This window comes from Terriglobus sp. TAA 43, assembly GCF_000800015.1.
Classification (GTDB): Bacteria; Acidobacteriota; Terriglobia; order Terriglobales; family Acidobacteriaceae; genus Terriglobus.
Genome location: NZ_JUGR01000001.1, coordinates 2,121,981 through 2,135,650 on the forward strand (window position 1 = coordinate 2,121,981; position 13,670 = coordinate 2,135,650).

At 55.7% G+C, this 13,670-nt stretch carries 11 protein-coding genes; 1 reads left to right on the top strand and 10 read right to left on the bottom strand.

Features of this window, described 5'->3' with window-relative positions; all coding sequences use genetic code 11:
* Positions 1-81: 81 nt before the first annotated feature.
* From M504_RS09015 to M504_RS09045, 7 genes are all read right to left on the bottom strand, one after another.
* The gene (locus M504_RS09015; RefSeq protein WP_047490362.1) at positions 82-1,257 is read right to left on the bottom strand and encodes a glycerophosphodiester phosphodiesterase family protein; all 1,176 of its coding nucleotides are present in this window, start codon (positions 1,255-1,257) and stop codon (positions 82-84) included.
* Between the two features lie 130 nt (positions 1,258-1,387).
* On the bottom strand, positions 1,388-2,305 hold the full coding sequence (locus M504_RS09020; RefSeq protein ID WP_047490364.1) for a DUF5996 family protein: 918 nt from the start codon (positions 2,303-2,305) through the stop codon (positions 1,388-1,390).
* A 175-nt stretch (positions 2,306-2,480) separates the two neighbouring features.
* Positions 2,481-2,975, bottom strand: a complete 495-nt coding sequence (locus tag M504_RS09025; RefSeq protein WP_052200557.1) for a DinB family protein — start codon at positions 2,973-2,975, stop codon at positions 2,481-2,483.
* Positions 2,976-2,993: 18 nt separating this feature from the next.
* On the bottom strand, positions 2,994-4,688 hold the full coding sequence (locus M504_RS09030) for an acido-empty-quinoprotein group A (RefSeq protein WP_047490371.1): 1,695 nt from the start codon (positions 4,686-4,688) through the stop codon (positions 2,994-2,996).
* Between the two features lie 11 nt (positions 4,689-4,699).
* Positions 4,700-5,629 (bottom strand): c-type cytochrome, encoded by a 930-nt coding sequence (locus M504_RS09035; RefSeq protein ID WP_232296218.1) that lies wholly within the window; start codon positions 5,627-5,629, stop codon positions 4,700-4,702.
* 302 nt (positions 5,630-5,931) lie between these two features.
* Positions 5,932-7,551 (bottom strand): acido-empty-quinoprotein group A, encoded by a 1,620-nt coding sequence (locus tag M504_RS09040; RefSeq protein WP_156993640.1) that lies wholly within the window; start codon positions 7,549-7,551, stop codon positions 5,932-5,934.
* A complete protein-coding gene (locus M504_RS09045; RefSeq protein ID WP_232296219.1) occupies positions 7,548-8,384 on the bottom strand; it encodes a c-type cytochrome in 837 nt (278 codons plus the stop codon). Before M504_RS09045 ends, M504_RS09040 begins: the two co-directional genes overlap by 4 nt.
* A gap of 170 nt (positions 8,385-8,554) precedes the next feature.
* Here M504_RS09045 and M504_RS09050 point away from each other — a divergent pair, with 170 nt between their 5' ends.
* The gene (locus M504_RS09050; RefSeq protein WP_047490376.1) at positions 8,555-10,537 is read left to right on the top strand and encodes a M14 family zinc carboxypeptidase; all 1,983 of its coding nucleotides are present in this window, start codon (positions 8,555-8,557) and stop codon (positions 10,535-10,537) included.
* Positions 10,538-11,497: 960 nt separating this feature from the next.
* Here M504_RS09050 and M504_RS09055 read toward each other — a convergent pair.
* The 3 genes from M504_RS09055 to M504_RS09065 all read right to left on the bottom strand — a co-directional run bounded on the left by M504_RS09055 (position 11,498) and on the right by M504_RS09065 (position 13,216).
* The gene (locus M504_RS09055) at positions 11,498-11,890 is read right to left on the bottom strand and encodes a hypothetical protein (RefSeq protein WP_047490381.1); all 393 of its coding nucleotides are present in this window, start codon (positions 11,888-11,890) and stop codon (positions 11,498-11,500) included.
* 88 nt (positions 11,891-11,978) lie between these two features.
* Positions 11,979-12,467, bottom strand: a complete 489-nt coding sequence (locus M504_RS21240; protein ID WP_156993642.1) for a hypothetical protein — start codon at positions 12,465-12,467, stop codon at positions 11,979-11,981.
* A gap of 284 nt (positions 12,468-12,751) precedes the next feature.
* Positions 12,752-13,216, bottom strand: a complete 465-nt coding sequence (locus tag M504_RS09065; protein WP_156993644.1) for a hypothetical protein — start codon at positions 13,214-13,216, stop codon at positions 12,752-12,754.
* Between the last annotated feature and the right edge of the window lie 454 nt (positions 13,217-13,670).

The following is a 13,670-nucleotide window of genomic DNA, read 5'->3' on the forward strand; positions in this document are numbered from 1 at the left end:
GCTCAAACTTAGGCGGCAAAAGTAAACGCGCCGCGAACGGCGCGTCAACAGAGTGTTACAGAGTAAACCTTTGAAAGTTACTTACCGTCCAACACGAAGTTGCGCAGGAACAAAATCGCTGCTCAGCGTCTTGGGGCTCTCCGTCAGATAAAACGTCTGAATCTTCGGATACTGCTCCTCGATCAGTTGCAACGTCCGGAAGTCAAAGCTCTGAATTGCGGCACGGCCTTCCATGTGTTCCTTGGCAATGGTTCCGGCAAGCGCATCCACAAACGCCTGCGGCGGCTTCGTATGGTTCTCGAAACCCTTCGGCACCGGACGTCCCTGGCTGCTCATCGTCACGTCGGGAACGATTTTCGTCTCAATATTGAAGTGCGCCGTACGCGCATTCGCAGCGCGCTCCTTCGCATGCGGATCGCTCTTTCCCGCGCCCGTCGTGTAGTAGTCCACATAGAACTTCACAAAGCGGAACAACTGCGGCACATTCGTCGGGGCATAGATCGACGGCATGCTTTCCTTCTTCGCAAACGCAACCGTCACCGGCGACAGCGCGGCATCATTCTTCTGCGCATTGCCAAAATGAATCACGTCACAGATCAGCGTCTTCCCCGCATCGGTCGACGAAATATCGCGCAAATAGATGCGATTCTCCATCGTGTACGCGGAACCATCGGCCTTGCGGCATGCCTGCGGGCTATAGAACTGGTCATGCCAAATGGTCGAAACGCCATCGGTCGAAACACCTGTATCTGTTTCCAGCTCCGTCGCAAGCTGATCCAGACCGCTTTCAAAACTCGGCAAAGTATTTTCCGGACGCAGCCCACGGCCACCACGGTGCGCGCTCACAACAAAACGCTTCAGCGTCTCATCGTTAGGATTCGCAGCACGCTCTTCCTTCAATACCTGCTGCAGCAAGTCCGGGCGATCGCTGATCAGTCCATCCACACCTGTGCGGATAATAGCGCGCATCTGTTCCGGATCATTTGTCGTCCACGGCACCACGTGAATGCCCATCGCCTGCAACTGCTTCACAGGGACCAGCGGCATATCTGCAGGTGAACCCGTCATGCGCACCACAGTGTGGTCATTGGGTGACAGCAGCGGAGTACGCGCGCCATGCTGTTTGGCATGAGCAGCGGCCTTCGTCATCAGCGTGATCCACGGATTCTGCATATCAGAAGTAGATGCAGCCTGCTGTGCAACAAGCGGCGCAGCGGCGAGAAGAAAAACAGCAGTGGGAAACAGTCGAAGATTCATAGCAAGTCCACCATGGAGCATTCAGATGAAGAGAAGGTAAATCACCAGCAGTTGATCTGAGACGCGACGATACCCGCAAGGGCCTGCGGCATCCACCCAAGGAGCATACAGTCAGAAGCAATCGTAGTAGCTACTCCGGAGTTCCAGTCCCAACAAGGTTTGGATTCCATCCTGCGCGCGCTGCACCAGCACGGTAGCTTGTTTCGAAAAACGCGAGCAGATCGCCGTCCGGGTCTGCTGACTTACGCAAATCGTCATAATCCAATAGGAACTCGCCCATAGCTGCATCCCATCGAGCACTCGATGGACTGATGCTTTCCTTTTCAATTCCCTCTGGCTGTGGATACGTGAAGGAGTAGAACGCCGCCTTAGGATATGCAGCGCTGCCAGACCACCATCCCACTTCCACTAACTCCTCGGTCATTGCATTTCTTCGGATGTAGTCGGCTTTCGGACCAGCAGAAGCGGGCTTTCCGTTATAGCGCACATCGCGAATATCGAGCGTTCCCCACATCAGGCCAATGGGCTGCGTCTTCCCTTTGAACCGCCCCTGAAAAATCCTCATCACGCGTTGCGTGCTCAAAAGAATCCGCCACCAGCTCGTAACCAGCGATGCCTCGTACGGACGTTGCTCTGTGTCCTGATCGAAAGGAATCGTATTCGGTACTTCCTGCGGCTTCAAGTTAATGGAAACCTCAACGCCCGCTTTGCGGAGCAAGTCGAAGAGTTGCTCCGTAAACTGAGCGACCGACATGGACCGTAATGGCAACTGTCCCGTGAAGCCCCAACTCGTCACACACTCCACTGCGTGCGACAGCAGATCAACATAGATCTCATAAGCACCGTCGCCATACGGGATCGGCCCAGTCGTCAATCCTCGCGCAGACAGCCACAGAGGCAGTTCTGCCCATTGCGATTGAAATGGTTCGTTCAACTTCAACTTGCCCACAACCTGCAGGCACATATGAAGAAGGTGTTGCGTCGCCGCGAAATCTGAATAGGCAAGAGCGGGCCAGGAATCGAGAGAGACGTTCTTTGTTGCCGACATGACGTAGCCTCCAAGGGGAGTTTCGAGGGTCGATGGAGAATTACAAGAAAACCTTCACACGCGAAGCTTAGTCCGAGCGTCTCGATCCTGCAATCCATCGCGGACCGGACAACAAACTTTGCAGCGCCCCGAACTCACGTTGCAAGAGCGCACATCTGTGCTCCGCGAGACATTCCTATTCCCTTCCCGTAACTCCCATGAACAGATAATCCATAGGCCATCCCGGAGCAATACCAGCCTGTCGCACCAGCATCACCATCTGCGCATAGTGTCGGATCCCATGCAGCAAAGTATGATTCAGCACCGTACGCCGCGAAGCCCGCAGCGACCCCATACTTCGCGTCTGGAATGAAATAGACAGTTCCCAGTCAAACGTGTCATCCGCCAAAAGTTCGCGGACCCGCTTCAACATTCCAACGTGTGCCGCTTCCATCCCCGCCACATCCGCAGGAATGTCTTCATATGCAGTCTCTGCCTCACCGCAAAGCCGTTGTGCATAACGCAGTTCTGCAGCAACAATATGGTGCAGCAGGCCATTGATATCCGCAACGCCATACACATCGCAAGGCAGGCGCAGTATCTCAGGATGACGTTTCACCAACTCCATCCATCTGACGAAGGTGGCGTCGTTCCACGCAAGTAGTTCTTCGCCACTCAATCCTGCTGACACTGCGCCTCCCGGCTCGAGCTACTGCAAACGGAACGCGTACACCATGTCACCCGCTCCGGCCAGCACATACTGATGACCATCCAGCATGTACGTCTCCGGCGCGTTGCTCACAGCAATGCGCGTATGCCACAACTGCTTACCGGTTGCCGATTCATAAGCCACCAGGTTGCCATGCTGATCGCCGCTGAACAGTAGATGCCCTGCAGTCGCCATCACACCAATCAGCGACCCGCCACCAACACCCGGATAACGATGCTTCCACGCCGGCTTGCCCGTCTTGTAATCCATGCCAACGAGATACGTGCCCAGCGTTCCAAGCCCAACCTCATCCTTGCCACCGAGCCCCATCGCACCGCGTGGGTCTGTGGTGGCCAGGTAATACATGGCATAACTCTCGTTCGCATTCACATAGAACAAGCCCGTCTGCGGACTAAACGCAGGAGGAGGCCAGTTCACAATGCCGCCATTCGCAGGCGAAACCAGCGCACCACCATAGTCAAAGTCCTTCGCCGGAATACGAACAGGCGCACCGTTCTTATCCAGCTTGTCCTCCGCCCAGTTTGGCGAATCCACCAGCTTGCTCGTTAACAGATGTTCGCCCGTGGTGCGATCCAGCACAAAGAAGTAGCCGTTACGCGCAGCAGTCATCACCATCTTGCGCGGCTTACCCTTCCACATGCCATCCACCAACACCTGCGTCTGTGCCGAATCAAAGTCATGCGTGTCATGCGGCGACGTCTGGTAATGCCAAGCCATCTTGCCCGTATCGACATTGATCGCAACGGTCGCACACGTGTACAGATTCGCGCCCGGCCCACGCATCTGCGACGTGTACGCAGCCGTAGGATTACCTGTGCCAAGAATGTAGAGATGAGTCTCCGGATCATACGATCCGTTCACCCAAACATTGCCGCCGCCATGCGAAGCCGCATCCACGTTGCGCCATGTCTCAATGCCGGGATCATCCTTCTTCATCGGCACAGCAAACCACTTCCACTCCACATCGCCAGTCTCCGGACTAAAGCTCTGCAACATACCCGGCTCATCCAGATCGTTGCCCGTACCAACCAGCAAATGATCGCCAATCACCACCGGCGCCATCGTCGAGAAGTACTGCAGATCAAACGACGCAATCTCCTTGTGCCAGATCTCCTTGCCTGTCTTCGCATCAATCGCAATCAGATAATCGTCCGGCGTCTCCAGGAACAAACGATCGTGCCACATGGCCACACCACGATTGCCAATGTGCGTGCCGCCGCGCGTCTTCCATAGGTAGTGCCACAGCACATGCCCATCCATGGCATCCATCGCCCACACGTTATCCGGCGTGCTTACGTAGAGAAATCCATCCACCTGCAGAATCGCGCCCTTGATCGTACCCATCGGCGCAACTGCAGTTCCCACACCACCAACATTTGTCGGCACAGCAGCACCACCGCCAAAGCCACCTCCGCCACCACCCGCCGGAGCACCTTCGCCACCGGTCAAACGCTGCGCCCAAGCCAGCGTCAGTCCCTTCACGTTCAGCGAATTGATCTCTGTCAACGAGCTATACCGACGCCCGCTGTAATCGCCCGAATACGTAGGCCAGCTATCGGGTTTCGGTTTCAGAATGTCTTTCGGGTCAAGCCACTGCGCCTGCAACGCTGTGGTCATCATCGTCATCGCCGCGCACAGAGCAGCGGCACACTGGATCTTGCGAACAATACGCATGTGGCTGTCCTTTACTTCAGCGACTCGAGGTACGCCGTGATGTCGTGGATTTCGGTATCGGTAATGGTGCGGAACATCGCGCGATGCGCCTTCAGCGGATCATTCACTTCCACCTTCGGCACACCGTTGTTCAACGTGAAGCGATGCACCACTCCATCGTCCGTGATGATCTCCGCATAGAAGTCATCCAGCACGCCTAACCGTCCGGTCACCTTCTTGCCGCTGGCCAGCGTCACAGTTGCCGTAGTCGGCGGCACATGAAGCTGCGGAGGAGGCGGCCCACCGCCGCCACGACGTCCAAACGCCACCACACCAGGCAACATCCACGCCTGCTGCATGCTGCGCGGGTCTTCATACTTCGCAGCAAATCCCTTCAGATCACCATCCACGGAATGGCACGAAGCGCATAGCTTACCAAACGCCGCTTTGCCCGCATCCGCCTTACCCACCACAATGTTGATCTTCTCGGTCGAGCGCATATTGCCGCCCGTCTTCAAGCTGTGAAGCCACGCCGCAATATCCACCACGCTGCTGTCGGGAATATCAATCTTCGGCATGCCCTGTTCCGCACGCCCGCCGTGCACAATCGGCAGAATCTTTTCGCCAGCGGCATCCTGCAGCACAACTTCACTGCGCAACAGGTTCGGCCCAACCGATCCGCCACCGGCATCCGACCCATGACAGAACGCACAGTTCACACTGAACGCGGTCTTGCCGCGATCCAAAACTTCTTTCGGTGCTGCGGGACGATCCGGGTAAGCCACAATGCCAAACGGTGCAGCCTGCTGCATCGCCGCGCCATGCGACTGATCCGCCGACTGCGCCTGCGCGCCTTCGTTCGGTCCCGCCGCCGCACCACCGCCGGGACGTTCCGATCCGCCCGGACGACCTCCGCGTGGTTGCTGTTGTTGTTGCGCATGCACCGCCGTCGACGGCCGCACTGCATACCCCAACACCAGGACCCCCACTCCAACAAAGGCACTTGATACAGCACCCTTGCAAAGACGACTCAAAGGAAACCGCATACACCCTGCTTTCAGGCTTTCTCTCTTATGCGCACTGTTTGTAGCACCTTCTTCGTACAGAAGAAAAGCCGCTGTCCAAAATACGAACGGACGCGTGCCTTAGCCGCAACGAAAGGCTCTGTGCTGATTATTTTTTCTGGAGGGAATAAATCGTAATTGCCCAGGCGCGCGAAGCTCACCCGGGCAATTGTGCAACCCACATCTCACGGACTTAGCGATTACGGCAAACGAAACGCATACAACGTATCGCCACCAGCAGCCAGCACATACTGCTTGCCGTTCAACACAAACGTCTCCGGCGCATTCGACGCACCAATGTGTTGATGCCACAACTGCCGCCCTGTCGCAGAGTTATAGGCGATAAGGTTGCCATGAATATCCGGCGCAAAGAGTAAGTGCCCTGCCGTCGTCATCACACCAGCCGCCAGCGCACCCGTAACTCCGGGATAGCGATGCTTCCACCGCGGCTTCCCCGTCGTGTAATCAATCGCCATCAACCATCCGCCATTCGATGGCAGATTCATCAACTGCTCGCCGCCCAATCCCATCGCCCCGCGCGGATCGGTTGTCGCCAGGTAGTACATCTCCCACGTCTCTGAGGTATTCACATAGAACAACCCCGTCTGTGGGCTATAAGCAGGTGGCTGCCAGTTCACAATACCCTGCGTTGAAGGCGAAACCAATGCACCGGCATAATCAAAATCCTTCGCCGGAATCCGCACCGGAGCACCCTTCGCATCCAGCGTCTCTTCAGCCCAGTTCGTAGAAGCAAACATCTTCGAAGTAAGTAAGTGCTCACCCGTCACACGATCCAGCACAAAGAAATAACCATTGCGCGCCATCGTCATCACTAGCTTGCGTGGCTTACCCTGCCACGTTCCATCCACCAGCACCTGCGTCTGCGCCGAATCATAATCATGCGTGTCATGCGGCGACGTCTGGTAATACCAGGCCAACTTCCCCGTATCCACATTCACCGCAACCGTAGAGCAGGTATACAGATTCGCGCCCGGCCCACGCAGTTGCGACGTAAACGCCGCACTCGGATTCCCCGTGCCAAAGATGTATAGGTGCGTCTCCGAGTCATACGATCCATTCACCCACACATTGCCGCCGCCATGCGAAGCCGCATCCACACTAGCCCACGTCGATAAGCCCTCATCGCCCTTCTTCATCGGCGTGGCGTACCACGTCCATTCCACATCGCCCGTCTGTGGATTGAAGCTCTGCAACATGCCCGGTTCATCCAGATCGTTGCCCGTACCAACTAATAAGTGGTCGCCCACAACATGCGGAGCCATCGTGGAGAAATACTGCAAATCAAACGAAGCAATTTCCTTGTGCCATATCTCTTCGCCCGTCTTCGCATTCAAAGCCACAAGATAGTTATCCGGAGTCTCAAAGAACACACGATCGCGCCAAACACCCACGCCACGATTCCCAATGTGCGTACCGCCGCGCGTCTTCCATTGATAGTGCCAATTCACCTTGCCCGTGGCAGCATCCATAGACCAAACATTGTCAGGCGTAGTGACAAACAGAACACCATCCACCTGCACAATCGATCCCGACACACGCCCCAGTGGCGCAACCGTAGTCCCAACGCCACCGCTATGCGTCACCTCAGAAGGAAGCTTCTGCGACCACGCCTCCACCAGCCCCTTCACATTACTCGTGTTGATCTGCGCAATCGGACTAAACCGTTGTCCCGTGTAGTCACCCGAGTAAGTAGGCCAGGCCTTCACATCACGCTGAAGAATCGAAGAAGGATCAAGCGACTGCGCACCCGCCGTCGACACACACACCGCCATCATCGCTGCATAGAAAAAACGCATCATCGCAACGACTCCAGATAAGCCGTGATGTCATGAATCTCCGCATCCTTCAAAGTAGGCAGCATCTCCCGATGCGTCTTCAAAGGATCATGCACCACCACACGCGGCACACCGTTATCCAGCGGCACGGTATGCGCAACACCATCCGCCGTCGTAACTACCACAGAGAAGTCGTCATAAGCCCCCAACTTCCCAGTAATCTTCCTGCCCTTGGAAACAACCGTAGCCGTCACCGGAGGCACATGCAGTCCCGGCATCCCAGGCCCCTTCATCACTCCCGGCGAAATCCACGTCTGCTGCATCTGCATCGGCTGTGCAAACTTCGCAGCAAATCCCTTCAGATCGCCATTCGCCGAATGACAAGTCCCACACCGGCGATCAAACGCCACCTTCCCCGCCGCAGCATTCCCCGTCACAATGTTGATCTCTTCCGTCGGCGTCATGTTTCCGCCCGTCTTCAAGCTGTGCAGCCACGCCGCAATATCCGCGACAGTCAGATCCGGCAGATCAATCTTCGGCATCCCCTGCGCCAAACGCGCACCATGCACAATTGGCAGAATCAACTCGCCATGCACATCCCGCAGCACCACCTCGCTGCGCAACAGGTTCGGCCCAACCGAACCACCCGCCGCATCCGCCCCATGGCAGAACGAGCAGTTCACGCTATACGCCGCCTTACCGCGATCCAGCACTTCCTTCGGCTGCTCCGGCCGATCCGGATACGCCACCACACCAAAAGGAGCCGCCTGGTGCGTCGCCTCCGTATGCGACACAGCACCCTGCTGCGCCCGCGCGCCAACACACAGCAGCACCGCAGCCACAGCACAACGCAACATAATTCGAATCACAACAGACTTTGACGCTTCCATTTTGGGGTGAACTGTTTGTAGCATCTTCGTCATACCGCAGAAAAGCAGCACCCATAAGCAACACCGATAAGCGCGCACCACCGCAGCCAAGTCACGGCCTGCGCTTTACGTTTTCTCGCACCACGGAAGGAATCCGCATGCTTCGCGCCACGTCTCTCGCCCGCACCGCCGTTCTGCTCATGCCCATCGCAGCTCTCGCGCAGACCACGCAGCTCCGCCCGCACAGCATGTACGAGCCTCCCGCCGCAGCCGCCGCAAAATCCCTCGCCGACTCCACCGCCGGCGTACCGCAGGACGAGCTCACCACCGGCGAAAAAACCAACTGGGAGAAGACCGGCCTCTACGACGAAACCGTCGCCATGATGCGTCTCTACGAGAAGCGCAGCAAGTTCATCAAGGTCATCCCCTTCGGCACCACGCCCGAAGGCCGCACCATGTACGCCGCCATCATCAGCAAAGACAAGGCCTTCACACCCGAAGCCGCACACAAGACCGACAAGGCCGTCATCCTCATCCAGAGCGGCATCCACTCCGGCGAAATCGAAGGCAAAGACACAGCCATGATGCTCATGCGCGACATGGCCGTCACCAACCATCCCAAGCAGGCCGCATGGCTCGACAAAGCCATCTTCGTCGTCATCCCCCTCTACGAGATCGACGGCCACGAAGACCGCAGCCCCTACAACCGCGCCAACCAGAACGGCCCTGACATCACCGGCACCCGCCCGCAGGAACAGCAGCTCAACCTCAACCGCGACTACATCAAGGCCGACGCCCCCGAAACCCGCAACTTCCTCAAGCTCTACAACGCATGGCTGCCTGACTTCATGTTCGACAACCACGTCACCGACGGCGCCGACTACCAGTACGACGTCACCTGGGACATGACCCACCACGACGACATCGGCCCCGGCTCACGCGACTGGGTCAACTCCCGCTTCATCCCGCAGCTCAACAAACGCATGGAAGCCGACGGCCATCTCGTCTCGCCCTACGGCGCTCTCCGCGGCGACGGCATGGGATTCGCCGGTGGCGGCGGCAGCCCACTCGCACCTCCCGCAGCAGGCGCACGCGGCAACGGCGGAAGCAGTGGTGGTGACGACCGCGCACGCCGCGCCGCCCCAGCCAGCACCAACGGCCAGCGCGACTTCAACGTCGAAGTCTTCTCCCCGCGCTACTCGCACTACTGGTCCGGCGCACGCAATCGCCCATGCCTATTGGTCGAAACGCACTCGCTCAAACTGCCCAAGACGCGCGCATGGTCCAACTACGACATCATGGTCCACTCCATCGACATCGTCACAGAAGACCCGCAGGCCCTGCGCAAAGCAGTAAAGGACAGCGACGCCGCAGACGCAGCACTCGCCGGCAAGCGCGATCAGGAGATGTTCCTCGGCGGCAAGACCGCAGCCAGCTCGCACCCCATCACCTACCACTCGCTCAAGCGCGGTACGGAAGTAAGCCCCATCACCGGCAAACCCGTGCAGCACTTCACCGCAGAGAAAGACGACTTCACCGTCAACATGCACGACGGCGTCGACACCACCGCCTCCGCACCCGTCCCCGCAGGCTTCCTCATCCCCATCGCATGGAAATCCATCGCAGACGAACTCGCCCTGCAAGGCGTCGTCATGGAGAAGACCACCAAGGACCTCAGCGATCAGACCTTTGAAACATGGCGATTCTCTGACATCACCAAGCAGAACTTCCCCTTCGAAGGCCGCACGTTTACGGACTACAAACTGACGCCAGTCAAAGAGAAGATGCACATGCCCGCAGGCAGCTATTACATCCCCATGAACCAACCGCGAGCCCGCATCATCATGGCCATGCTGCACCCCGCCGCACCTGACGCATTAGTGCGTTGGGGCTTCTTCGATAACATCTTCGAACGCATGGGCCGCATCGGCGCAGCCGAATACCTGAGCGTCCCCATCGCAACAAAAGAAGCCGCCGACCACCCCGAACTCTGGAAAGAATTCCAATCCAAAGTAGACAGCGACCCAACCTTCGCCAACGACCCCGACGCCCGCCTCAAATGGTGGATCGAACGCAGCAACTACCAACCCTCAGCAGTAAACAAATACCCAATAGCCGAAGTCTGGACCAAGAACTGGTAACTTCAACCTCTGTTCGTGTTTACTGCACCAATATGAGAAAGCCGCTGCTCTGGATATCGGTACCGCCCTTGCTGCTTCTCATGGCATGGACAGCGTTGTGGCTAAGGCAATGGCAATTCCGTCGGCATGCAGAACAACTGCATGCCGACGTACTTAACTTGCATATAAACGGCACGACCAAGGCAGATGCAGAATCGCTAGTACATCGGTGGCAACATTGGTCCACTACCGTAGTGCAATGCAAGAAATCAAGCGACTGTGAATACATCATTGAACTGAATAACCAGCTTCCTGACGCTCCTCAATTCGTCTACGAAGATAGCCCTCATGTTATCTCCCGGATGTTCGATCATTTGGGCCTTCGAAGCTCTCGCGCATCCGCGAGAGTGCTCATCTCACAGGGAACCGTCTCCGAAAAATCGTTAGGGCTCGATGTCAGTCTGCCAACCAGCATGTGGCATCGCAATCAAACCTATTGGCCTGCACTCGAAGCAGGATTTATAGAAAGAGATCAGCCGGGTCTGCACAGCAGCGATGGCGCAAGCGATCACCATTACATCCACTACAGACGCATCAGACTCGAAGCGCTGTTTACAACAGAAGAATCTGAAGCCACGCAACGAGCGTTCACGGACCTCCGCTTCGAATGCATCACCCGATGGCGTCCGTGTCTCAGAGAAGATCAAATAGCCCCGGGAATCTGGCAGCTTCTAAAAACGGATTGACACGACCCCGACGCCCGCCTCAAATAGTGGATCGAACCCAGCAACTACCAACCCTCAGCAGTAAACAAATACCCCATTGCCGAAGTCTGGACCAAGAACTGGCAAAGCACGGCTCTCGCATTCTCTCTCATGAGATATCGGTTTGCGACGATGAAGGTGGAAGTGTCCACTCATTAATTGGGACACTTCCACCTTACATTTTCAAAATCTTCTCTAAAGGTCGGATGCAGTCTAGCTAAAACTGCCCGGCTTTCTCTGCAAGCATTTGCTCCATCCGAAAACGTGAAATATTTCTTCCTTGGTTTTTGCATCGTGGGCAAATCGCTTTGACTCCAAAATCCTTGGTGTGTTGTTGGGTAACATGGACTGGTAGGTTGTCGACTTCCGCGCAATGCGAACAGACGGGATCATCATCACCTTCTACGTAGGTCACGCCACCGCGTCTAATTACAGTTCCTTTGAACTTGAGTTTTTCTTTCAAAGTAGCGACTTCTGATTCCAAATCCTCAAGTTTTGCCTGTAACTCCTGAGACCGTTCCACGTACTTCGCTAGCTTCTCGTATAAGTCTGCGTTAACTCCGACATTCACGAGCTTCATCAGCTCTACGCCATCTCCGATCAATCCCATCTGTTATCTCACCTCGCCTCATCCGCTCATCGAAGCCTAATGTTCGAAATAGAACGCGTCCCACGTCTCGTCATGCCGTAGACGAGTACTAAAGGATGTTAGTTAGATTTTTCGACCGAACCAGCTCCTGAACATACTGCGCACCGGGCGGTAGAATTTGCAGCAAATCTGTGGCTTCGTTGAACTCAATGAACCTCTTCTTGTGAAGCGCTCTGAGCAGCTTAATAAAATACCGCTTGTCAGACGCTTCCACCCACCGAAGCAATTCAACGGAGCTTACCGTGGGCAACGATGTCGCGATCAACAAGATGATTTGGTCAGGCATCTTAAGACGTGGCTGTAGCACTCGCTTCACATCGCCGTCAGACCAAACGGCAGGCACACGAACTTCTGCGAGCGCGTCGACTACCCGCTGAGCGTCATTGACCGAGAGACCGTGATATACCCGAACCAACTCGCCCATAATCCAGTTCGACATCGATAACACAGCAACTGCGTCCATGTGATTAGGATCAACATCACCTCCAACATGCCCGACACTTCGGTTGTTCCGGATCTCATACAGTGCCGGAAGCATTCGCGGTATCAATATTTGAAAGCTGCGGGGTACATGGGGCAGAGAATTGCTTTCTAGCTTTCGACATGAGCCTACAAAATCCCTCGGCTTAGCTGGGGCATTTGCATAAGATTGCTTTGCTTGCCCATCAAGGATTGTGAACACAATCTCGCTAAACCTTCCGCCGCTCAATTCGGAGGGTAGCCACCGATGTTCCAAAAAATTCTGGAGGATTGTTTGGTACTCCGACAATAAAGGAATCCGCAAGCCTGACGGGATAGACGATAACGCCGTCGACGCCGGAGTCAATTACCAAGCTCCGTGCGGCCATCGTCCGATACATAAAACTGGCTGCCATCCTTTACGGCGTGTCCTTTTCCCACGTTACGGTTAAGACATTGCGTGGGATTCGTTAATTTCCCCTGATTGTGGCTGTTCAGCGCGGTCGTAACATCATTGGTTGTCACCCGTCCCTTGCCTTCATGGTCGTGCAACCACACCGACGTTGCTAGGAACTTACGAACCTGATTCGAGGTCGCTTTCTTTTCCTTCAGAAATGCTGCAAGGGTAACGTTGCTATTGTTATGTCGCTTGGGTGCAATAGTCCTGTCGGTGGAATGGTCAGATGAATGATCCTCAGAACCCACGATCTGTGTAAGTTCAGGGAGTTTTGCAAGAACTTTATCTAACTGCTTTGAAAGCCATTCCCCTGGTCCTTCTCCAGAGAATGAGACAGCACCAACTTTGATTTCGATCTTTGAATCAGGCATGGGCCTTCCAATCTTCAGAATTAAGAGTTGCAGCAAAACTGATGCGATGAGCATAAGACCTAACAACGCTAAATTGCATCATCTATTCGCTCCGTATGGCTCAAGATAGTTCGGCCTGCCCTACACCTCAGCTCTTTGCAGCGTAGGGCGCAGGACGAAGACTGAGGCCGGGTTGTCTTAGCTTTCGAGCAACGAACGTCAAATTTTGTGTCACTGCGAAATAGCCTTACTACACGCCCAGCTTTGCTGTAACGGCTCCGCCTGCAACCGAGCACGAGAACAACCTCACTCGCCAAATACGACTAATAGCCGCCCCGTTTGTCGAAGAGTTGTGAGAATCTTGTCAAGCCCACAAACCACCTAACCCCTTCATTCCAATCCAAATACAGTTGGCATGTTTCCCCTCCGACCTCACTACAATAAAAACAAGGGCTGACTCGCTGACCTGCTGACT

Excerpts from the sequence above, each read along its gene's own strand:
- M504_RS09045 (WP_232296219.1), bottom strand. The coding sequence starts at position 8,384 with ATGTTGCGTTGTGCTGTGGCTGCGGTGCTGCTGTGTGTTGGCGCGCGG.
- M504_RS21240 (WP_156993642.1), bottom strand. The coding sequence starts at position 12,467 with ATGCTTCCGGCACTGTATGAGATCCGGAACAACCGAAGTGTCGGGCAT.
- M504_RS09030 (WP_047490371.1), bottom strand. The coding sequence starts at position 4,688 with ATGCGTATTGTTCGCAAGATCCAGTGTGCCGCTGCTCTGTGCGCGGCG.
- M504_RS09015 (WP_047490362.1), bottom strand. The coding sequence starts at position 1,257 with ATGAATCTTCGACTGTTTCCCACTGCTGTTTTTCTTCTCGCCGCTGCG.
- M504_RS09050 (WP_047490376.1), top strand. The coding sequence starts at position 8,555 with ATGCTTCGCGCCACGTCTCTCGCCCGCACCGCCGTTCTGCTCATGCCC.
- M504_RS09040 (WP_156993640.1), bottom strand. The coding sequence starts at position 7,551 with ATGATGCGTTTTTTCTATGCAGCGATGATGGCGGTGTGTGTGTCGACG.
- M504_RS09055 (WP_047490381.1), bottom strand. The coding sequence starts at position 11,890 with ATGGGATTGATCGGAGATGGCGTAGAGCTGATGAAGCTCGTGAATGTC.
- M504_RS09020 (WP_047490364.1), bottom strand. The coding sequence starts at position 2,305 with ATGTCGGCAACAAAGAACGTCTCTCTCGATTCCTGGCCCGCTCTTGCC.
- M504_RS09065 (WP_156993644.1), bottom strand. The coding sequence starts at position 13,216 with ATGCCTGATTCAAAGATCGAAATCAAAGTTGGTGCTGTCTCATTCTCT.